Source organism: Streptomyces sp. WMMB 714 (assembly GCF_900090125.1).
GTDB classification, from domain to species: Bacteria; Actinomycetota; Actinomycetes; order Streptomycetales; family Streptomycetaceae; genus Streptomyces; species Streptomyces daqingensis.
Window position 1 is genome coordinate 1 of record NZ_FMHJ01000003.1, and the last position, 20,869, is coordinate 20,869.

At 72.8% G+C, this 20,869-nt stretch carries 16 protein-coding genes; 7 read left to right on the forward strand and 9 right to left on the reverse strand.

Annotation, left to right across the window (positions count from 1 at the left end; translation table 11 throughout):
- Positions 1-91: 91 nt before the first annotated feature.
- From H181DRAFT_RS05480 to H181DRAFT_RS05490, 3 genes are all read right to left on the reverse strand, one after another.
- The gene (locus tag H181DRAFT_RS05480; protein WP_045863129.1) at positions 92-613 is read right to left on the reverse strand and encodes a DinB family protein; all 522 of its coding nucleotides are present in this window, start codon (positions 611-613) and stop codon (positions 92-94) included.
- Positions 614-657: 44 nt separating this feature from the next.
- Positions 658-1,104 (reverse strand): GNAT family N-acetyltransferase, encoded by a 447-nt coding sequence (locus H181DRAFT_RS05485; protein WP_078895520.1) that lies wholly within the window; start codon positions 1,102-1,104, stop codon positions 658-660.
- Positions 1,105-1,165: 61 nt separating this feature from the next.
- Positions 1,166-2,395: a sensor histidine kinase gene (locus H181DRAFT_RS05490; RefSeq protein ID WP_078895565.1), complete on the reverse strand. Its 1,230-nt coding sequence runs from the start codon at positions 2,393-2,395 to the stop codon at positions 1,166-1,168.
- Positions 2,396-2,783: 388 nt separating this feature from the next.
- Here H181DRAFT_RS05490 and H181DRAFT_RS05495 point away from each other — a divergent pair, with 388 nt between their 5' ends.
- The 5 genes from H181DRAFT_RS05495 to H181DRAFT_RS05515 all read left to right on the forward strand — a co-directional run bounded on the left by H181DRAFT_RS05495 (position 2,784) and on the right by H181DRAFT_RS05515 (position 10,666).
- Complete coding sequence (locus tag H181DRAFT_RS05495) at positions 2,784-5,162, forward strand: MMPL family transporter (protein ID WP_074467729.1); 2,379 nt, start codon at positions 2,784-2,786, stop codon at positions 5,160-5,162.
- A gap of 231 nt (positions 5,163-5,393) precedes the next feature.
- Positions 5,394-5,765, forward strand: a complete 372-nt coding sequence (locus H181DRAFT_RS05500; RefSeq protein WP_045863130.1) for a 5-carboxymethyl-2-hydroxymuconate Delta-isomerase — start codon at positions 5,394-5,396, stop codon at positions 5,763-5,765.
- Positions 5,762-6,646, forward strand: a complete 885-nt coding sequence (locus tag H181DRAFT_RS05505; RefSeq protein ID WP_045863131.1) for a Gfo/Idh/MocA family protein — start codon at positions 5,762-5,764, stop codon at positions 6,644-6,646. Before H181DRAFT_RS05500 ends, H181DRAFT_RS05505 begins: the two co-directional genes overlap by 4 nt.
- Positions 6,647-6,794: 148 nt before the next feature.
- On the forward strand, positions 6,795-7,451 hold the full coding sequence (locus tag H181DRAFT_RS05510) for a LuxR C-terminal-related transcriptional regulator (RefSeq protein ID WP_045863132.1): 657 nt from the start codon (positions 6,795-6,797) through the stop codon (positions 7,449-7,451).
- Between the two features lie 107 nt (positions 7,452-7,558).
- A complete protein-coding gene (locus H181DRAFT_RS05515; RefSeq protein ID WP_045863447.1) occupies positions 7,559-10,666 on the forward strand; it encodes an alpha-N-acetylglucosaminidase in 3,108 nt (1,035 codons plus the stop codon).
- A 79-nt stretch (positions 10,667-10,745) separates the two neighbouring features.
- Here H181DRAFT_RS05515 and H181DRAFT_RS05520 read toward each other — a convergent pair whose 3' ends face one another.
- Positions 10,746-11,108: an ester cyclase gene (locus H181DRAFT_RS05520; RefSeq protein ID WP_045863133.1), complete on the reverse strand. Its 363-nt coding sequence runs from the start codon at positions 11,106-11,108 to the stop codon at positions 10,746-10,748.
- A gap of 133 nt (positions 11,109-11,241) precedes the next feature.
- Between H181DRAFT_RS05520 and H181DRAFT_RS05525 the strand changes: the two genes are divergently transcribed.
- Positions 11,242-13,275, forward strand: coding sequence for a hypothetical protein (locus tag H181DRAFT_RS05525; RefSeq protein WP_045863134.1), 2,034 nt, complete (start codon positions 11,242-11,244; stop codon positions 13,273-13,275).
- A gap of 183 nt (positions 13,276-13,458) precedes the next feature.
- Here H181DRAFT_RS05525 and H181DRAFT_RS05530 read toward each other — a convergent pair whose 3' ends face one another.
- The 5 genes from H181DRAFT_RS05530 to H181DRAFT_RS05550 form a co-directional block, all read right to left on the reverse strand.
- Complete coding sequence (locus H181DRAFT_RS05530; RefSeq protein WP_045863135.1) at positions 13,459-14,517, reverse strand: LacI family DNA-binding transcriptional regulator; 1,059 nt, start codon at positions 14,515-14,517, stop codon at positions 13,459-13,461.
- On the reverse strand, positions 14,514-16,199 hold the full coding sequence (locus tag H181DRAFT_RS05535) for a glycoside hydrolase family 13 protein (RefSeq protein WP_045863136.1): 1,686 nt from the start codon (positions 16,197-16,199) through the stop codon (positions 14,514-14,516). Before H181DRAFT_RS05535 ends, H181DRAFT_RS05530 begins: the two co-directional genes overlap by 4 nt.
- A gap of 75 nt (positions 16,200-16,274) precedes the next feature.
- Complete coding sequence (locus H181DRAFT_RS05540; protein ID WP_045863137.1) at positions 16,275-17,120, reverse strand: sugar ABC transporter permease; 846 nt, start codon at positions 17,118-17,120, stop codon at positions 16,275-16,277.
- A gap of 2 nt (positions 17,121-17,122) precedes the next feature.
- The gene (locus tag H181DRAFT_RS05545) at positions 17,123-18,157 is read right to left on the reverse strand and encodes a carbohydrate ABC transporter permease (protein ID WP_045863138.1); all 1,035 of its coding nucleotides are present in this window, start codon (positions 18,155-18,157) and stop codon (positions 17,123-17,125) included.
- 20 nt (positions 18,158-18,177) lie between these two features.
- On the reverse strand, positions 18,178-19,452 hold the full coding sequence (locus H181DRAFT_RS05550; protein ID WP_045863448.1) for an extracellular solute-binding protein: 1,275 nt from the start codon (positions 19,450-19,452) through the stop codon (positions 18,178-18,180).
- A gap of 200 nt (positions 19,453-19,652) precedes the next feature.
- On the opposite strand from H181DRAFT_RS05550, the gene H181DRAFT_RS05555 reads away from it, so the two are divergent.
- Positions 19,653-20,684, forward strand: coding sequence for a LacI family DNA-binding transcriptional regulator (locus H181DRAFT_RS05555; RefSeq protein WP_045863449.1), 1,032 nt, complete (start codon positions 19,653-19,655; stop codon positions 20,682-20,684).
- Positions 20,685-20,869 lie beyond the last annotated feature (185 nt).

Here is a 20,869-nt window from a genome sequence, read left to right on the forward strand (position 1 = left end):
GAGGAGAGCGCAGCGGGCTGCGCCGACGACCGACAACGCAGCCAGCGTGCGTGCCAGGCACCGCGGCCCAGACGGGACTTTGAGACACGCCCTAGTCGCCGGTGCGGCCGTCGACGTGCTCCCGTACGAGGTCGGCGTGGCCGTTGTGACGGGCGTACTCCTCGATCATGTAGAGGAACAGCCAGCGCAGGTCGGCGAGTTCACCGCCGGGCCGGTGGAAGGTGTCGTCCGGGGAGCGTCCTTCGGTGACGGCGCGGGCCGCCTCCATCTCGCGGTGGAGGACGGCGAAATCGCCCTCGGCGCTCTCCGGGGTGCCATCGTCGAAGTCGCCCTCCAGGTTGTCCTCGGTGAAGAAGACCCACGGGACGTCCTTCTCGCCGCCGAAGTGGTTGCGGAACCACCAGCGTTCGACGTCCGCGAGGTGCCGGGCCAGGCCCAGCAGGGAGAGCGTGGAGCGGCCCACGGGCCGCGTCGCGAGCTGTTCCCCGGTCAGGCCGCCGCACTTGTAGAGGAAGGTGGCCCGCTGGAAGTCGAGCGAGGCGGCCAGCGCCGCGCTCTCTCCGGCCACGGACACCCGCTCGGGGCGCTGCACTTCGGGAGTCGTCCACGTCATGGGCACACGCTATGCGCCGCCACCGACAGGCGCGCCCCGCCCCGTCAACCGGGCCCCGGCCCGGGCCCGGTCAGCCGCATCAGCCCGGCCGGTGCGGGCCGGAAGCCGCAGCGGGCGTAGAAGCGCGACAGGTGCGGCTCGAAGTCGACGTGCAGCCACTCGGCGCCTCGCCGCCGCGCCTCGTCCGCGGCGCGCCGCACCAGCTTCGCCCCCAGCCCCCGCCCGCGCTCGTCGGGACGGACGGTGGGATCGAGCAGGAAGGCGTGCACGCCGCCGTCCCCGACGACCTTGACGTAGCCGTCCAGCCGGCCGTCGCGCACCGCCGCGACCCACAGCATGCTGTGCCTCAACTGCCGCTGGAAAGCGGTGCTTCGGTGGTCCGGCCAGGAGGCGCTGAACAGGGCGTTCAGCTCTTCGTCGCCCAGCGGCGGGCAGACCAGCAGCGTGTGGCGCGGTGCGGCGCCGCCGTCCGTCTCGTGTGGATGTGTCATGCGGCCAGTCTCGCCGCGCGCCGGGGCGCGATACGCCCGCAGCCGCGCGACGGCGCCCTCGCTACGGCCGCGGCCCCGGCCTCCCGGGCCCGGACACGGGGGCGCAGGGGATCTCCATCGTCACCATGGTCGGTCCGCCCGGGGGGCTGCTCACGGCGAGGATGCCGTCGAACTGGCGGAGACGGCGTTCGATGCCCTCCATCCCCGTGCCCTTGGTGATGTCGGCGCCGCCCCGCCCGTCGTCGGTGACGGCGATGCGCAGCATTCCGCCCGCGTCCTCGCTGTAGTGGATGTCGAGCCAGACGCGCTTCGCCCGCGCGTGCTTGGCGGCGTTGGTGAGGATCTCGCTGACGGCGAAGTACGCGGCCGACTCGACGGGTTCGGCGAACCGGCCGTCCAGTTCGACGTCTGTCTCGACGGGCACGGGCATGCGCAGCGCCAGTGCCCGCGCCGCGTCGCCGAGTCCGCGTTCGGCGAGCACGGGCGGGTGGATCCCCCGTACGAGGTCCCGCAGTTCCGTCAGGGCGTCCGCCGAGTTCTGGCGTGCCTGCGCGATGAGCTTCTTCGCCTGCGCCGGGTCCTTCTCGACGAGCGCCTCGATGGTGCCCAGGCTCATCCCCATGGAGACGAGGCGGGCCTGCGCGCCGTCGTGCAGGTCCCGTTCGATGCGGCGCAGTTCGGCTGCCGAGGAGTCGACGGCGTCGTGCCGCGTCTCGTACAGGTGCTCCACCCGCTGCTTCAGCTGCGCGCCGCGGCTGGGCGAGATCATCGCCTTGACGATGACGAAGTGCCCCTGCACGAACGAGGGGTTCACGTAGAGCGAGATCGTGATCAGGACGGCGCCGAGGCAGGCGCACAGCGTGGCCGTGCCGAACCCCTCGACGGGGATGAAGGCGTACCAGTACCCGTGCTGGACGGCCTTCCACAGCCCGGCCATGATCACGAAGCCCTCGACGCCGTAGGCGATGAGGGCGGGCGGGAAGAGCGCCCAGACGAACCCCAGCACGGAGTCCGTCAGCAGCCAGGCCAGATCCCGCCAGGTGGCGGGGTCCCGCATCAGGCGGCTCCAGCGGTCGACGACGCTGCCCATGCCGGCGACGGGCGGCAGCGGGCGGTAGGGCCGCGGAACGTCGAAGCCCGCCCACGCCCGCGCGAGGCGGCGCCGCTGGTCGGCGTGGACGCGTACGAGATGCGTCACCGCGGGGGTGGTGAAAAGGCCGACCCCCACCACGCTCAGGGCGATCGACACGACGCTGAGGATGAACAGGGCGAGCGAGAAGCCCAGGGACATCACGCACAGCACGAGCCCGCGCACCGCGGCCAGCAGCGCGCCGCCGGCCCGTCCGCGCAGCTTCGCACCGTCTCCGGGCCTTGCGCCTGTCCCGCGCTGGTCCACGGCTCGCTCCCTCTCCCCGTACGTCCCCGCACGTCCCCGCACTCCGGGCCGCCCTCCGGCGGCCCGTCTCCGCCACCAGTCTGCGCCGTCCCCGTCCCGGCGACACGGGGACCCGCACCCCGGCGGGGGTGTACCTGGCCACACCCCTGCCTTCCCGCTGGCCCCTGCTGCTCAAGGGGGCTCGGCGGTGCCGGAAGAGGGGGTCCGGGCGGCTGGGGCGGCGCGCGCCGCGTTCCTAGCGTCGTGACCTCGACCATTCGGCTCCGACGAGGGGAAATCAGCGATGCGACGCGACAGTTCGAGCCCGCCCGGGCCCGCGGGGAGCCCGGCGAGCGGCCCGCCGCCGCGGCAGGCCGCTCGCCGGCGGGGCCTGGCCGCCCGGCTCGGAAGCTGGAGTACGAGGCACCGTGGGACGGCCATCGCCGGCTGGCTGCTCTTCGTGGTGCTGGCCGCGGCCGTCGGCGGCATGGCCGGCGTGGCGGAGGTCAGCCAGTCGGAGAGCGAGACGGGCGACTCGGCCCGCGCGACCCGCATCCTGGAGGACGCCGGGATCGAGGAGCCCGCCGGCGAGATGGTGATGGTCGCCGGCGGGACGCGGGACGGCTGGCGGCCGGTCGCCCGGGAGGTCGCCGAGGCCGTGGAGGCCACGGGCGAGGTGCGGGGGATGCGTCCCGCGGTGCCCTCGGAGGACGGCACCGCGGGTCTGCTGAACTTCCGGATGAAGGGCGACCCGGAGACCGCCGGGGACCGGGTGCAGCCGGTCGTGGACGCGGTGGAGAAGGTGCGTGCCGCGCACCGCGGCGAGGGCGTCGAGCTCCACCAGTACGGGCAGGCCAGCGCCGACAGGTGGCTCGGGGAGATGCTGAGCGACGACTTCGCCAAGGCCGAGTGGACAGCGGTTCCGCTCGCCCTGGGCATCCTGCTGGTGGCCTTCGGGGCGCTGGTCGCCGCGCTGCTGCCGGTCGCGCTGGCCGTCACGGCGTTCGTCGCCGCCAACGGCCTTCTGGCGCTGGCCAGTCACCAGCTGCACATCTTCGACACCACCAGCTCCGTGATGCTGCTGATGGGTCTCGCGGTGGGCATCGACTACTGCCTGTTCTACCTGCGCCGGGAACGCGACGAACGCGCCGCGGGCCGGGACGCGGAGACCGCCCTGCGCGTCGCCGCCGCCACCAGCGGGCGTGCCGTCCTGGTGTCCGGGCTGACGGTGATGGTGGCCATGGCCGGGCTCTTCCTGTCCGGGCTCCTGATGTTCGAGGGCTTCGCCGTCGCCGTCATCCTCGTCGTCCTCATCGCCATGCTCGGCTCCGTGACGATCCTCCCGGCCCTTCTCTCCTGGCTCGGGGACCGGGTGGAGCGGGGTCGGCTGCCGTGGCGGCGCCGCACGGGCGAGGCCGCGCGGCACAGCCGCAAGGGGGCGTCCGTACGGGAGAGCGGACGGGTCTCGGCCGCGGTACTGCGTCCCGTGCTGGCCGCGCCGGGTGTCTTCGCCGTCCTGGCGACGGTGGCCATGCTGGCGCTGGCGGCGCCCGCGCTCGGCATCAGGACCGAACAGCTCGCCCTCGACAAGCAGATGCCCTCCGAGTCGCCGCTGCGGATCAGTTCGGAAGCCATCAGCGAGACCTTTCCCGGCGGCCCCGCACCGGCGCGCGTGGTGGTCAAGACCCGCGACGCGGAGGCGCCGGCGGTGCGGCAGGCGCTGGCGGACTTCACCCGGCAGGCCCGCGCGGACAAGTCCTTCGGCCAGGACGTGAAGACGGCCGTGCACCGCGGCCCGGACGTCGTCCAGGTGCTGGTCCCCCTGTCCGGCGACGGCAGCGACGCCGCTTCGAAGGCGGCCGTGGACAAGCTGCGCGACAGCCTCGTGCCCCGCACGCTGGAGCCGGTGGCCGAGGACTCGAAGGCCTACGTGGGCGGCGAGACGGCGAGTTCGATGGACTTCAACGACCAGCTGGGCCGCGGGATCGTGCCCGTGCTGCTCTTCATCACCGCGGTGACCTTCCTGCTGATGCTCGTCTGCTTCCGCTCGCTGCCCGTGGCCGCGGCGTCCGTCGTGCTGAACCTGCTGTCGGTGGGGGCGGCGTACGGCGTGATGACGGCCGTCTTCCAGCACGGCTGGGGTGCGGAGCTGCTGGGCACGGAGGCGGTGGGCGCGATCGAGTCGTGGATGCCGCTGTTCGTGCTGGTGGTCCTGTTCGGGCTGTCGATGGACTACCACGTCTTCGTGGTCTCCCGTATCCGCGAGGCCCACGACCGGGGCGCGGAGACGAAGGACGCGATCCGCGAGGGCGTACGCGCCACGGCGGGGGCCGTGACCGGCGCCGCAGTGATCATGGTCGCGGTCTTCGCGGTCTTCGGGACGCTGTCGATGCAGGACATGCAGCAGATGGGCGTCGGCCTCGCGGTGGCGGTGCTGCTGGACGCGACAGTCGTACGGATGGTGCTCCTGCCCGCCGTGATGACGCTCCTCGGAGAGCGCAACTGGTACCTGCCGCGCTGGCTCCGCCGGCTCCCCGACCTCGAGGGCGGCGGGCCGCTCCCGTCCGCCGGGAGCGAGGCCGGCGGCCTGGCCGCGCACGGCGCCGCCGGTCCGGTCCCGCACGCCGGCGGGCGCCCCGGCGAGGGGTCCGGACGTCCCCCGGTCCCCGCCGGACGCCGCTGAGCCCGGCACGGCGCGGGACGCGCCTCTGCCGCCGTGGTCCGCACCGCGGCGGCAGAGGCGCTTCGCGCCCACGGCGGGGAACACGGCCGACCAGCCCCCAACCCGCGTGCAGACCACGGTTCTTGCAGTTCAGGCGTCTCCCGCCGCCCGTGCCGCCCCGTCGCCCGACGCGCGTTCCGGGCCCGGCGAGCTTCTCTCCTGGCGCCCCGCGGCACCCCGTACCCTGCCCCCATGCCGCACATCACCGTCGACTATTCCGATGTCCTCGCCGAGACCTTCGACCGCCGCGGCTTCGGCCTCGCCCTGCACCCGCTGCTGGCCCGCACCGTCGAGGGCTCCGTCGCAGGCTGCAAGACCCGCTTCCGGCAGATCGAGGAGTACGTGATCGCGGACGGCGGGCACGAGGCGGCCATGCTCCACGTCGAGGTGGCGCTGCTGTCCGGGCGTACCCCCGAGGCGAAGGCGGAGCTCTCCCGCGCGGTGCTCGGGCTCGCCCGCGACCACGTCAAGCCCATGCCCGGCATCACCCTGCACACCTCCGTCGACGTGTGCGACCTGGCCCGCGGCAGCTACGCCAGCCACACCGGAGAGGGACTCGCATGAAGTTCGGCCTGCTCGGCACCGGCCCCTGGGCCGCACGCACCCACGGCCCGGCCCTCGCGACCCACAAGGACGCGCGGCTCACCGGCGTGTGGGGCCGCCGCCCCGAGGCGGCCCGCGCGCTCGCCGACGAGCTGGGGACCCGCCCGTACGACGACGTGGACGCGCTGTTCAGCGACTGCGACGCGGTAGCCGTGGCGCTCCCCCCGGACGTGCAGGCCCCGCTGGCGGTCCGGGCGGCGGAAGCGGGCTGCCACCTGCTGCTGGACAAGCCCGTCGCCACGGCGCCCGAGGCAGCCCGGCAGGTGACCGGCGCCGTGCGGGCGTCGGGCGTCGCGTCCGTCGTGTTCTTCACGCTCCGCTTCGACGAGCCCACGGCCGCGTGGATCGAGGAACAGGCGCGTGCCGGAGGCTGGTTGACGGGCCGGGCCGACTGGCTCTCCCCCGTCTTCGGCGGCGGCGACTCCCCGTACACCGCGTCGCCCTGGCGGCGCGAGAGGGGCGCGCTGTGGGACGTCGGTCCGCATGCGCTGTCCGTGCTGCTTCCCGTGCTGGGAGATGTCGACGACCTGGACGCGGTGCGCGCCGTACGCGGCGCCGGCGACACCGTCCACGCCGTTCTGCGCCACGAACGGGGCGCGTCGAGCACGTGCACCGTCAGCCACTCCATGCCGCCGGCCGCCTCCGGCGTCTCGGCCGAGCTGAGGGGGCCGGCGGGGACGGCACGGCTGCCCGAACGGAACGGGGCGCCGGCGGACGCCTTCGCCCGCGCCGTCGACGCCCTGGAGGAGTCCGCCCGCACGGGCCGGGCGCACCCCTGCGACGTGCGGTTCGCGCAGCGCGTGACGGAGATCCTCGCGCAGGTGGAGTCGGTCCTGGACTGACGGGACGTCAGCCGACTCGTCCGGAACACACACGTCCGGGCGGCCGCTGCCCGGACGTCCTGCCGGCTCGTCGTGAACGCGAACCGGTCGCCGAGCCAGGCCGGTAGATTCGGGGCACATCACAGCTTCCCGGCCTCGTGGAGACCCAGTGCGCGTTGTCATCGCCGAAGACCTGTTCCTGCTGCGCGACGGCCTCGTCCGGATGCTGGAGGCGTTCGGCTTCGAGATCGCCGCGGCGGTGGACAACGGGCCCGGGCTGAGCAGGGCGCTGGACGAACTCGAACCGGACGTGGCCGTCGTCGACGTCCGCCTGCCGCCGTCCTTCAGCGACGAGGGCCTGCAGTGCGCCCTCGAAGCACGCCGCAAGCGCCCCGGCCTGCCCGTGCTCGTCCTCTCCCAGCACGTGGAGCAGCTGTACGCCCGCGAGCTGCTGGCCGACGGCGCCGGCGGCGTCGGCTACCTGCTCAAGGACAGGGTCTTCGACGCGGAGCAGTTCGTCGACGGGGTGCGGCGGGTCGCCGCGGGCGGCACGGCGATGGACCCGCAGGTCATCCAGCAGCTGCTCTCCCGCCGCTCGCAGGACGTCCCTATGGCGAAACTCACAGCCCGCGAGAAGGAAGTCATGGAGCTGATGGCCCAGGGACGCTCCAACGCGGCCATCGCCGGCCAACTCTTCGTCACGGAGAGGGCCGTGGCCAAGCACACGTCCAACATCTTCGGAAAGCTGGATCTTCCGCCCTCGGACGACGACAACCGCCGCGTGCTCGCAGTCCTCGCATATCTGGACGGAGCCGACAGGGGGTGACGTGCCGAGGCGTGCCGCGCCTCTCGTGCCGAAAGACGGCGCTCCATTAGCGTGCCCACCACATGTGACAGCTGTGAGCAGCAACGACGTGAGAAGTGGAGCTCGACGTGGAGGACATCAACAGACGCACACTTCTGGGCACGGCCGGGGCACTCGGAGCCGGCGCGGCGCTCGGAGGCAGCGCCAATCCGGCCGCCGCCGAGGTCGCCCGCCGCGCGGAGACCGACATGGGGCCGGCCCTGGCAGCGGTGCGGCGGTTGCTGCCCGACCACGCCGGCCAGGTCACCTTCAAGGCGCTGACGAGCGGCGAGGAACGCTTCCGGGTGTCCGGGAGCGAGGGCGCCGTCGAGATCGCGGGCAGCTCCCCCGCGGTGGCCCTGACCGGCCTGCACTGGTACCTCAAATACACCTGCCATGCGCACATCTCCTGGGCGGGCAGCCAGCTCGACCTCCCCGCGAAGCTGCCCGCGCCCGCCGGCCCCCTGGAGCGCAGCGCCACCGTCGCCCACCGCTTCATGCTGAACGACACCCACGACGGCTACACCGCCCCGTACGCCGACTGGGACCACTGGGAGCGCTTCATCGACGTGATGGCGCTGCACGGCTGCAACGAGGTGCTCGTCACGACGGGTTCGGAGGCCGTCTACCACCGGCTGCTGAAGGACTTCGGCTACTCCGACACCGAGGCGCGCAGCTGGATCCCCGCCCCGTCCCACCAGCCGTGGTGGCTGCTGCAGAACCTCTCCGAGTACGGCGGCCCCGTCTCCTCCGGGCTGCTGGAGCGCCGCACGGACCTGGGCCGCCGCATCGTCGCGAGGCTGCGCGAACTGGGCATGCACGCCGTGCTGCCCGGCTACTTCGGCACCGTGCCCGACGACTTCTCGGACCGCAATCCGGGCGGCAGGACCGTCCCCCAGGGCGACTGGAACGGGCTGACGCGGCCCGCCTGGCTCGACCCGCGCACCGCCGTCTTCCGCAAGGTCGCCGCCGCGTACTACGCACACCAGAAGGACGTCTTCGGAGAGATCCGCCACGTCAAGATGGATCTGCTGCACGAGGGCGGCAAGGCCGGCGACGTGCCCGTTCCCGACGCGGCACGCGCCGTGGAGACGGCGCTGCAGACCGCGCTGCCCGGGGCGACCTGGGTGATCCTCGGCTGGCAGCACAACCCGCGGCGCGAACTCCTCGACGCGCTGCGGCACAAGAACCGGGCGCTGGTCGTCGACGGGTTGTCGGACCTGGAGCGCATCACCGACCGGGAGAAGGACTTCGGGGGCGTCCCTTACGCGTTCGGCACCATCCACAACTTCGGCGGGCGCACCACCGTCGGCGCGAAGACGCACATGTGGGCCGACCGTTTCGCCGCGTGGCGCGACAGGGCCGGCAGCAAGTGCGTGGGCACCGCGTACATGCCGGAGTCCACCCACCGCGACCCGGTCGCCTTCGAGCTGTTCAGCGAGCTGGCGTGGCGTCAGGACCCCGTCGACCGGGAGCAGTGGTTCGCGGACTACGCGAAGCTGCGCTACGGCGGCGACGACGCCCGTGCGCGGAGCGCCTTCGCCACGCTGTCCGTCACGGCGTACGAGATCAGCAGCAAGGACGGACGCCCCCACGACAGCATCTTCTCCGCCCGGCCCAGCCTCTCCGCCCGGTCCGGGGCGCACTACGCGACGAAGAGCCCGGCCTTCGACCTCGCGGAGTTCGACCCGGCGCTCACCGCGCTGCTGGACGTCGCGGAACCGCTGCGCGGCAGCGACGCCTACCGCTACGACGTCGCGGACACGGCCCGCCAGGCCCTCGCCAACCGTTCGTGGCTGCTGATCGGCCAGCTCAAGTCGGCGTACGAGCGCGAGGACCTCGCGGCCTTCCGGAAGCTCAGCACGCAGTGGCTGTCGCTGATGGGGCTGAGCGAGGAGGTCGCGGGCACGCACCGCTCGTTCCTGCTCGGCACGTGGCTCGCCGACGCGCGGCGCATGGCGGGCAGCGCGAAGGACGAGCAGGACCAGCTGGAGCGCACCGCCCGCACCCTGCTCGGGCCGTGGGCGGACCGTCCCGCCGCCGACAAGGGAAGACTCGCCAACTACGCCAACCGCGACTGGCAGGGCCTCATCGGCGACTACCACCTCCCCCAGTGGCGCGCCTACCTGGAGGCGCTGGAGGACGCGCTGGCCCAGGGCAAGTCGCCCAAGACCTTCGACTGGTACGAACTCGAAGCGGCCTGGACCCGCGAGCACAAGGACTACCCTCAGCGCCCCTCCGGCGACGCCTACCGCACCGCCCAGCGCGTGCACAGCGCTCTCGCCAAGGCGCCGTTCCAGGGCAGCGTCGAGGTGAAGTCCGACCCGGCGACCCTGGAGCCGGGCGGCAGCGGCGACTTCGACGCCGTCTTCCGCAACGAGAACGGCCTGCGCCCCACGGGGACCGTCGACTTCTCACTCACCGGCCTCAAGGAGGCCGAGCCGCAGGGCTCCACCTCGGTCCTCCAGGTCCGGCAGGGTGAGCGGGCCACCGTGAAGTGGCGGGTCCACGCCCCCAGGGAGGAGCTGAAGGACCCGCTGAAGCCCATGGACTACGAGCTGGCCGTGGAGTTCGGACCCGAGGGCGAGCGCCGGGTGCGCATGCCGCACCAGGGCAAGCTGTACGTCGCCGGGCCCCTGGACGAGGGCCTCTCCACGGTCAGCACCAACGACGCCGTCTTCGGTCAGCTCGGCCGCCGCTTCGCGATCAACGGCGCCGGCGACGACATGTGGAAGGGCACCTCGCACTTCGGTGCCGCCTACCGGCAGGACGCCCTGCGGGACGGGACCACCGCCACCGTCCGGGTCACCGCGCAGGAGGTCACGGGGCCGTGGGCCCGCGCGGGCCTCATCGCCCGCAACGACCTGCCGGGCGAGGGCTCCCCGGGGTTCGTGAACCTCGCCGTCACGCCCTCCAACGGCGTCGTGCTCTCCTACGACTCCGACGGCGACGGCGAGCTCGACACCTTCAAGCAGGTCACCGGCGTGAAGGCGCCGGTACTGCTGCGGCTGACGCGTGACGGGAGCACCTTCGAGGGCGCCCTGTCCACGGACGACGGCGACACGTGGCGCACCGTGGGGTCGGTGACGGTCTCCTCGGCCGGGTCCCGCCAGGACGTGGGCCTGTTCATGTCGGCGACGAACGGCGGCAACGGGGCGCGCGGCACGGTCGAGTTCGAGGACTTCGACGTCCGCTGAGGCGCCGCCGGGCCCGGGCACGCCGCCCGGGCCCGGATCCCGCGGCGTGCCTCACGCCGCCGCCCGTCCCACCCGGGGGTCACGGCAGTACCACTGTCGCCACCCAGTACTCGGTGAACAGACCGTCGCGGGCGCGGAGGATGTCGTTCCCGATGAAGCGTGCCGTGCCCTGCCGCGACTTTCCGCTCCCGATCCAGCGTCCCGCGACCATGTCACCGTCGACGAGCGGGCCCACCGCCAGGGTGAAGGAGACCCCGTCGAACATCGCGTGGGTCTCGCGGACGGCGGCGGCCAGTCCGTCGGGGCCGTGCACCTCGTGGTCCGGCCAGTGCCCCACGAAGTCCGGGCTGACGATCTCCGCGGCCACCGACGGGTCGCCGTTCCACAGGTCCTCCAGCCACCGGCCGTAGAGGGTGTGCAACGGCGTGGGGTGCTCGGTCATCTTCGCGCTCCTTCGCGTGGGCCGGTTCGCGTACTGCGGAACGGTTCTGCCCGGGCGGGACGGTCCCTCCTCGCCCCGCTCCGCGGAGCGGCCCGGCAGGTGACCAAGCTCCCCTTCGTTCGTTCTCGCTCACGTGGCCCTTTCGGAAGCGACCTCCCAGCAGACCCCCCGTACGCAGCTCCCTCCCCTCGACGTGCAGCAGGCCGAAGCCGCGCTCGTGGAGCACTACCCGCGCCTCGTGCGGCTCGCCTATCTGGTGCTGCCGCCGTCGCTCGCCCGGCAGCGACGGGTACTGGCGGCGCACTCGCTCGTGCAGCGGGCGCTGCCCCGCAGCCGGGAAGCGGCCGCCTCGGGGCCGCTTCCCCCGCAGCGCGGCAGCGCCAGGCGTGAGAGCGCGGGCGACGGAGCGGGCGGGCGGGCCGGCGAGGTCTACCTGTGGCTCGCCGCACGGATGCTGAGGGGTGCGCTCGCCGGCGAACGCCGACGCCTCGGGCCGCTGTCACGCCTCCCCCGGCGCCCCGGGCTGCTCCCCCAGGTCTTCGGCCTGAAGCTCGTACCGCGTTCCGGCGGCGCCGGTGAACTCGCCCTGGACGAGGCGCTGTCGGACGTCTCCGGCGCGGCGCGAGCGGCCTACGCCCTGCGCGGTCTGGAGGGCCTGGCGGACGGCGAGATCCGCACGGTCCTGGAGGAGGCCGGCGTGCCGGACCCCGCGGCCGCGCTGCGGGAGGCGGGCACCGTCCAGGCCCCGGCGGGCGGCGAGGACCGGCCGCTGCTCTCCTCCCCCGAGTTCGACCCGTGCCTGTTGCAGGCACGCCCCACGGACCTGGCGCGCCGCCGCCAGCACGGTCGCGCGGCGCTCGTGGCCGCGGTGGCTCTCGCCGTGTGCGGCGCCCTGCTGGGGCTCCCCGGCGGCGCCTGGGGGCCCGACGGCGCCGCCGCGCCGCCCTACGCGCGCAACCCCGCCGCCGAGAAGGCCCTCGACCCCGGGGCGCTGGTGCGCGTTCCGGCCGGCGCCTGGAAGAAGGCGTCACGTACCGACTTCTCCGTCTGGCCCACACGCGGCGAACTCACCTCGAACCAGGCGCTGTTGCGCCGCGCGCTGGCCGTCTGGGCCCGGCCCGGGCCGCAGGTGAAGGTCTCCGTGACCCGCGGCACCTCCTCCGGCCCGCCGTCCGGCCCGCCCCATCTGCTGTACGCGGGACGGCTCGACGGCGCCCAGGTCGTCCTGCTCCACGACGGTCTGCGGATCGCCCGCTACGCCGAGCCGGAGGGCGCAGAGGAGGGCGGCGCCGTCCTCGACCTGGCACGCACCGACGGCGCGGACATGGCCTCGGCCGCGGCCCTCGTCGTCTCCCGAAGCGACAGCAACGTCCGCTATCTGACGGCTCCTTGGGTGACCGAAGCCGCCGAGGCGGACCTGCTGCGGCCGGACGACTCCGGGCGAACGCTCCGCAGGGAGCACGACGGAGTGCTGGCCTCGTTGACCGCGCCCCGTGCCTCGGGGGACTGCTCGCGCTGGCCCGGGCTGGTGCTCACCTCCGAGACGGCGTCGGGCGGCACGAAGAAGCGCCTCTACACCGACCTGGGCGAGCTGGCCGCCGTCCGGCTCACCTACGGATCGCCGCGCCGCAAGGCACGCGAGGCGATGGGAGAGCGCGCCCGTACCCGTCTGGCGCACACCTCCTGTGCGATGCGCGCGCTGGTGGGCAGCGGCACGCGGTCCGTCAACACCTGGCGCTTCAAACAGCAGTTGCTGCCGGAGGGCGAGGGCATCGCGTCCTGGACGTGCACGCGGGCCGAGACCTGGCGCGGCCAGGGGGCGCAGGCCCTCGGCGGGTTCCAGCCCCCCGCGGAGGAGCCCGACGAGCCCGCCGTGCTGACCGCGCGGGCGATGGACACCACCTCGTGCGGCAAGCGCGAACCGAACGTGGTCAGCGCGACGCGCTGGCGGTCGCAGGCCGGCAACTGGTACGTGCTGGCGGCCGGCTCGTCGAAGGTCACGGGCATCACGGTGAAGGGCAGGGGCGAGGGGAGCCCCAGCGGCTTCTCGACGGACCGTACGCTCACGCTGCCCGGGACGAAGCGGGCCAGGGTGAAGCTGACGGCACGGCTCGCCGACGGCGGGAAGCTGCCCGCGCTGCGCTCCACACGGCCCGCGCGCCGCTGAACCGCCACGGCGGCCGTCCCGACTCCCGTCGCGACGGCCGCGGTCGACGCCCCCCGTGCTCCGCGTAGCTCCGCCGAGCGGAGCCGCGTGGCGCGGCGGGGTGGGACCGGCCCGACCGGCCGGGCGCGTGCGGCTCGCGGGTACGGGCCGCCGGCCGGCCGGGCCGGAGTCGGGGAGCCGGCGTCAGGTGCCTCCGGCCCGGGTGCGTCCCGTCCCGTGGGGCGCCTGACCCGTGGAGCCGCGGACGACGAGCTCCGGCTGGAAGACGAACTCCGTCTGCGGTACGGGGTTCTGGCGCACCTCTTCCAGCAGCGTGTGCACCGCGGCGTTCGCCATGGCGCGCACCGGCTGACGCACCGTCGTCAGCGGCGGGTCGGTGAAGGCGATCAGTTCCGAGTCGTCGTAGCCGACCACCGAGACGTCTCCCGGCACGTCGAGCCCCCGTGCCCGTGCCGCCCTCACCGCGCCCAGCGCCATCAGGTCGCTTCCGCACACGAGGCCGGTGCAGCCCTCGTCGAGGAGGTCGTCGGCCGCGGCGTGCCCGCCCTCCACGGTGAAGAGGGTGTGGCGCACCAGGCCCTGGGCCGGGTCTCCGGCGGTCCCGTCCTCCTCGACGGAGGCGAGGAAGCCCTCGGTCTTGCGCCGCACGGGGACGAAGCGGTCCGGCCCCACGGCGAGTCCCAGCCGCCGGTGCCCCAGATCCCTCAGGTGGCGGACGGCGATACGGGAGGACGCGGCGTCGTCCGGGGAGACGAAGGGCGCCGCGATGCGGTCGTTGAAGCCGTTGACGAGGACGAACGGCACCCCGCGATCGGCGAGACGGGCGTACCGCCCGGGGTCGGCCGACAGGTCGGCGTGCAGCCCGGACAGGAAGATGATGCCGGTGACGGCGCGCTCCACGAACTGGTCGACCAGTTCGTCCTCGGTGGCGCCGCCGGGCATCTGGGTGCCGAGGATCGGCGTGTAGCCGTAGCCCGTCAGCGCCTGCTCGATGATCTGGGCGAACGCCGGGAAGATCGGGTTGGTCAGTTCGGGGATGACGAGCCCGACGAGGCCGGCGCTGCGCTGCCGCAGCCGGACGGGCCGGTCGTAGCCCAGCACGTCGAGCGCGGCGAGCACCCGCTGGCGGGTCGAATCGGCCACGCCCGCCTTGCCGTTGAGGACGCGGCTGACGGTGGCCTCGCTGACCTTCGCCTGTCCCGCGATGTCGGCGAGGCGGGTGGCGGGCAGCACCGCCGTCATGCCAGGGGTCCGGTGGTCCACCAGGCGGTGGTGTCCGCCGGCAGCGCCTCACCGCCCTCGTACGGGCCGCTCGCGAGCAGCAACTCTCCTGGCCGTGCGGGGAGTTCGACGGGGGTGCCGCCCGTGTTCGCGGTGCAGACGAAGCTTCCCCGGCGGAAGGCGAGCACGCCGTCCGGAGCCGGCAGCCACTCCACCGACTCGCCCGCGCCCAGGCCGGGCTGCTCGCGGCGGATGCGCAGCGCGGCGCGGTACATCTCCAGGGTGGAGCCCTTCTCGCCGCTCTGCGCGGCCACCGAGAGCTCGCCCCACTCCTCCGGCTGCGGCAGCCAGCTGCCGCCGGAGCCGAACCCGTAGGAGCTTCCCCGCCTCTCCCACGGCAGCGGCACCCGGCAGCCGTCGCGGAGTCCGTCCTGGCCGCTGTCGCGGAAGAAGGACGGGTCCTGCCGGACCTCGTCGGGCAGGTCCGCGACCTCCGGCAGCCCCAGCTCCTCGCCTTGGTAGACGTACGCGGATCCGGGCAGGGCCAGCATCAGCAGCGTGGCGGCGCGGGCACGGGCGAGGCCGCCGCCGAGCCGGGTGCGGTGGCGTACGACGTCGTGGTTGGAGAGCACCCAGGTCGCCGGTGCCCCGGAGGGCCGCATGGCCTCCAGCGATTCGTCGATGACGTCGCGCAGTGCCGCGGCGTCCCAATCCGTCTGGAGGTAGTGGAAGTTGAACGCCTGGTGCAGCTCGTCGGGGCGTACGTAGAGGGCGGTCCGCTCGGAGCTGGGCGCCCATGCCTCGGCGACGCCGATGCGGTCGCCGGGGTACTCCTCGAAGACCCGGCGCCAGTCGCGGTAGATCTCGTGCACGCCGTCCTGGTCGAAGAACGGCAGCTGCTCGCCGCCCAGCAGCCGCAGCTGCCCGGGCCTGCCCCGGTCGGGCAGGCCGGCTGCCTTGACCAGCCCATGGGCGACGTCCACGCGGAAACCGTCGACGCCCAGATCCAGCCAGAAGCGCAGGACGGTGCGGAACTCGTCCCGTACGGCGGCGTGTTCCCAGTTGAAGTCCGGCTGCTCGGGCGCGAAGAGGTGCAGGTACCACTCGCCGGGGCTGCCGTCGGCCTCGCGTACGCGCGTCCAGGCCGGGCCGCCGAAGACGGACTCCCAGTCGTTGGGCGGCAGTTCGCCGTCCTCCCCGCGTCCGGGCCGGAAGTGGTAGCGGGCGCGGGCGGGCGAGCCGGGGCCCTCGCGGAGCGCGCGCCGGAACCATTCGTGCCGGTCCGAGGAGTGGTTGGGCACGATGTCGACGATGACGCGCAGCCCCAGCCCGTGCGCGTCCTCTATCAGGGCGGCGGCGTCGGAGAGTTCACCGAAGAGGGGGTCGACCGAGCGGTAGTCCGTCACGTCGTATCCGCCGTCGGCCTGCGGCGAGGCGTAGAACGGGCTGAGCCACACGGCGTCCACGCCGAGTCCGGCGAGATAGGGCAACCGGGCGCGCACGCCGGAGAGATCGCCCATGCCGTCGCCGTCGCCGTCGGCGAAGGAGCGCGGATAGACCTGGTAGATCACGGCGTCCCGCCACCAGTCCGTGCCGCCGCTCCCCGCGGCCCGGCGCGCGCCGTGCGCGGGGGCTCGCCCGGCGGACGGATCGGAGGCGGGTGCGGGTGCGGCCGTGGGGGCGGGGTCGAGATGCTGGGTCATGTCATCCCTGGGAGTCGGGGGCGGTCGCGGGCGTCGGCGTCGGGGCGGTCGGTGGCCGGTGCACTGCGGCGGGCGTCACGACTTCGTGGCTCCCGCGGTGAGGCCGGCCACCAGGTGCCGCTGCGCGAAGCCGAAGACGACGGCCGCGGGCACGGCGATGATGACCGCGGCGGCCGTCATGGAGCCCCAGTCGGAGCCGTAGCGGTTGACGAAGGTCTGCAGACCACCCGCGAGGGTGAGGTTCTCCTCGCCGGTCATGAAGGCGGTGGCGTAGGCGACTTCGGCCCAGGCGGTCACGAAGGTGTAGAAGCCGGTCACGGCGAGGCCCGGCCTGGCCAGCGGGAGGACGAGCCGCCAGAACGTGCCGAACGGGTTGAGCCCGTCGACGCGTCCGGACTCGTCGATGTCGACGGGGATGGTGTCGAAGAAGCCCTTCATCATCCAGGCGCAGAACGGCACCGCGACCGTCAGGTACGTGATGATCAGGCCGACGGGCTGGTTGAGCAGGCCCAGGCGCGCCATCGTGTTGTAGAGCGGCACGATCAGCACGGCCATCGGGAACATCTGCGTGATCAGCAGCACCCACATCAGGGGGCGCATCCCGGGGAAACGGAACCGGCTGATGGCGTAGCCGGTGGTGGCGGCGATGAAGACCCCGACGGCGGTCGTACCGACCACCACGAGCAGCGAGTTGCCGAACCACGTCAGGAAGTAGGTGTCGGCGACGACGTGTTCGTAGTTGCCGAGCGTGAAGTTCTTGACCAGGGCGGTGGAGAAGGACTCGTTCCTGGGCTTGAACGACGTCACGAGCAGCCACAGCGGCGGGAAGAGCGCGACGAGGGACGCGGTGAGCAGCCCTGCGTGCAGCCCGAACGAGGCCAGCGGGCCCCGCTCGCCCCGGGTGCGAGGCGCGGAACGCATCGTCACCACACCTCCCCCTGGCGGCGCAGTGCCCGCCTGTAGACGACCGTGAAGAGCGAGAGCAGCACCAGGATGAGGACGCCCCATGCGGCCGAAGTGGCGAAGTCCCGCGGGCTGTTGATGAAGGAGAGCCGGAAGGCGTAGGTCACCAGGATCTCCGTGGAGTCCTCCGGGCCGCCCCTGGTGAGCAGGTAGATGACGGGGAACATGTTGAACGTCCAGATGGTGCTGAGCAGGACGACCGTGCTGCTGACGGTGCGCACGCCGGGCAGGGTGATGTTGCGGAACCGCTGCCAGGGGCCGGCGCCGTCCATCTCGGCGGCTTCGTACAGCTCGCCGGGGATGCCCTGCAGGGCACCGAGCATCGCCACGATCATGAAGGGGACGCCCAGCCAGACGTTGACGGCGATGACGGCGACCTTCGCCCAGGTGGGATCGCCCAGCCAGGGCACGGCGTCGATGCCGCCGCCGTCCAGCACCTGGTTGAGCAGCCCGCTCTTCTCGTTGAACAGCATCTTCCAGGCGAAGACGGAGACGAAGGCCGGGATGCCCCAGGGCACGATCATGGCGATCCGGTAGAACGACCTGCCGCGCACCTGCCTGTTGAGCATCACCGCCAGCACCAGGCCGAGTCCGAAGGTGAAGCCGACGCAGCCGGCCGTCCACACCGCCGTCCAGCCCAGCCGGTCCCAGAAGACGCTGTCCCCGAGGATCTCCGTGTAGTTCTCGAGGCCGGTGAACTCGTAGGTGGCGGGAATGTGGTTGACGCCGATGGTGCGCTCGACGTTGGCCTCGTCGGCGTTCGTGAGCGACAGGTAGACGCCCCGCACCAGCGGGTATCCGATGATGACGCCGATGACGAGGACGACCGGCGCGACCATCGTCCAGGCGTACCAGTGCCGCGCCGCGGCCCTGCGCAGTGCGCCCGCGCCCCTGCCGCCGCTCTTCCCCCCGGGCCCCCGCCCGCGGCCGGCGGCGGCGCTGTCCGCGCCGTCCGCGGCCGCGGGCACCGACCGGCTGGTGGTCTCCACAGCCATGCCTTCCGCCCCGTCCCCTTCTACTTGTAGTCCTTCAGCAGCTTGCGGAAGCCGTCGCCGACCTTGTCGGCGGCGGCTTCGGGGCTGCGGCTGCCGGTGAGGACCGCGTCCATCTGCCCGCGGATGGGCTCGAAGAGGGAGTTGCCCTCCGCGATCCACGGCCGCTGCACGGCCTCGTCGACGGCGGGCTTGAAGAACTCGACCATCTTGTTCTCGCGCACCGAGGGCTCGTCGTAGACGGACTCGCGGGTGGGGAGGAGGCTCAGTTCCTCCGTCGTGCGCTTCTGGACCTCGGCCGAGGACATGTACTTGGCGAACTCCTGCGCCGTCCGCAAGTTCTTGCTGCCCGCGTACACGGACAGGTTCCAGCCGCCCTGCGGTGAGCCGCGGCGCTTGCTGCCGGCGGGGACGGGCGCGACACCGAGGTTGTCCTTGTCCTCCTTGAACTGCTTGCCCTGCTGGGCGCCGGCGATGTCCCACGGACCGTCGATGATCATGGCGACGTCGCCGTCCTGGAATGCCTTCAGCCCGTTCTCCTGGCCGTCGCTGCTGTCGGTGACCGCGGCGCCGGAGTCGACGAGGTCCTTCATACGGGCGAAGGCCTTGCCGCCCGCCGGGTCGTCCACGGTGACCTTCTTGGAGGTGGGGTCGACGAGGTCGCCGCCCTCGCCGTAGAGGTACGGCAGGAACCAGTACGGGTCGTCGCCGCGCAGGTACAGGCCCGTCTTGCCGGTCTCGCTCTTGATCTTCTTGGCGGACTTCTTCAGCTCGTCGAAGGACTCGGGCACCCCGACCCCCGCCTTCTTGAGCATCTTCTTGTTGTAGAAGAGGCCCAGGGTGTCGGTGACCTGCGGCAACGCATAGGTCTTGCCCTTGAAGCGGGTGCTGCCGGCAGCCGTCTTGAGGTAGTCGGACGGCTTGTCGACGGCGGGCGTGCCGTCCAGCGGCGCGAGGTAGCCGAGGTTGGCGAAGTCGGCGACCCACGCGACCTCGGTGCGCATCACGTCGGGGGCGCCGGAGTTGCCGCCGGCCGCGTTCTTGAACTTCTGGTTCGCGTCACCGAAGTTGACGTGCACGTACTTCACGTCGACCTTCGGGTGCTTCTTCTCGAAGTCCTCCGCGATCTTCTTGTACGTGCCCTTCTCGGCGTCGTTCGAGGTGTCCCAGTAGGTGACGGAGCCGGCTATCTCGCCGCCCCCGCTCTGGTCGCCCTGGTCCTCTCCGCCGCAGGCCGTCGCCGTCGCCGTGAGCGCAAGCACCGCAGCCGCCGCGATGACCCCTCTGCCTCGCCGCATGTCCATCCCCTCCACGTGTGCGTCCCCGGCCGACGGCCTGGGGGACCCCCGGCGCCATGGGCGGCGCCCGGCTGCGGAGGAACGTAACAGCGCGACGCCGCTCGCGAAAGAGTTTGCGGCAACTTTCAGAAAACGCATTTGCAGATCTTGGCGTCCCGCCCGGTGGGCACCGTGTGATCCGGCCGGTACAGTCCAACCCTGTGACCGCACGGCTAGCTGACATCGCAGCGCAGGCGGGGGTCAGCGAAGCGACGGTCAGCCGGGTCCTCAACGGCAAGCAGGGCGTCGCCGCGGCCACCCGCGAATCCGTACTCGCCGCGCTCGACGTGCTCGGCTACGAACGGCCCGTCAAGCTGCGCCGGAGCAGCGCGGGCCTCGTGGGCCTGATCACACCGGAGCTGGAGAACCCGATCTTCCCCGCCTTCGCGCAGGTGATCGCCCAGGCCCTGACCCGGCAGGGGTACACACCGGTCCTGGCCACGCAGACACCCGGCGGGTCCACGGAGGACGAGCTGACGGAGATGCTCGTCGACCGCGGCGTCGCCGGCATCATCTTCGTCTCGGGCCTCCACGCCGACACCACCGCCGACATGCAGCGCTACGAGCGGCTGCGCGGCCAGGGCGTGCCGTTCGTCCTCGTCAACGGTTTCTCGCCGAAGGTGCAGGCGCCGTTCGTCTCACCGGACGACCGCGCCGCGATGCGGCTCGCGGTCACCCACCTCGCCGCGCTGGGCCACCGCCGCATCGGGCTGGCCCTCGGACCGGAGCGGTTCGTTCCCGTGCAGCGCAAGATCGAGGGGTTCGTGCGCGCCATGGACGAGCAGCTGGGCGTCGACTCCGAGGGGGCCGGCGAGTTCGTTCAGCACTCCCTCTACACCCTGGAGGGCGGACAGGCCGCCGCGGGCGCCCTGTTGGAGCGCGACTGCACCGCCGTGGTGTGCGCCAGCGACATGATGGCCCTGGGCGCGATCCGGGCGGCGCGCCAGCGCGGGCTCCAAGTGCCGCGCGAGGTCTCCGTGATCGGCTTCGACGACTCCCCTCTCATCGCCTTCACCGACCCGCCGCTCACGACGATCCGTCAACCCGTCACGGCCATGGGCCAGGCGGCAGTGCGGACACTGCTGGAGGAGATCGGCGGGACGCCCGCTCCGCACAGCGAGTTCGTCTTCCTTCCCGAGCTGGTCGTACGCGGCTCCACGGCCTCCGTCCCCTCGGCCGCAGGGAGGACGTAAACCGGCCCATACCCGACCGCAGGATGATCGGCACAACGGACAGGTCTGGCAGACTGTCCCCTCATGGGGGCATCGACGACAAGGACCGCTCACGTAGGCCGACAGACCACCGGGACACAGGGCACCGAGGACGAACAGACAGGTCACGGGAGCGGCAGACCCGGAACCGCCGCGGCGGGCACCAC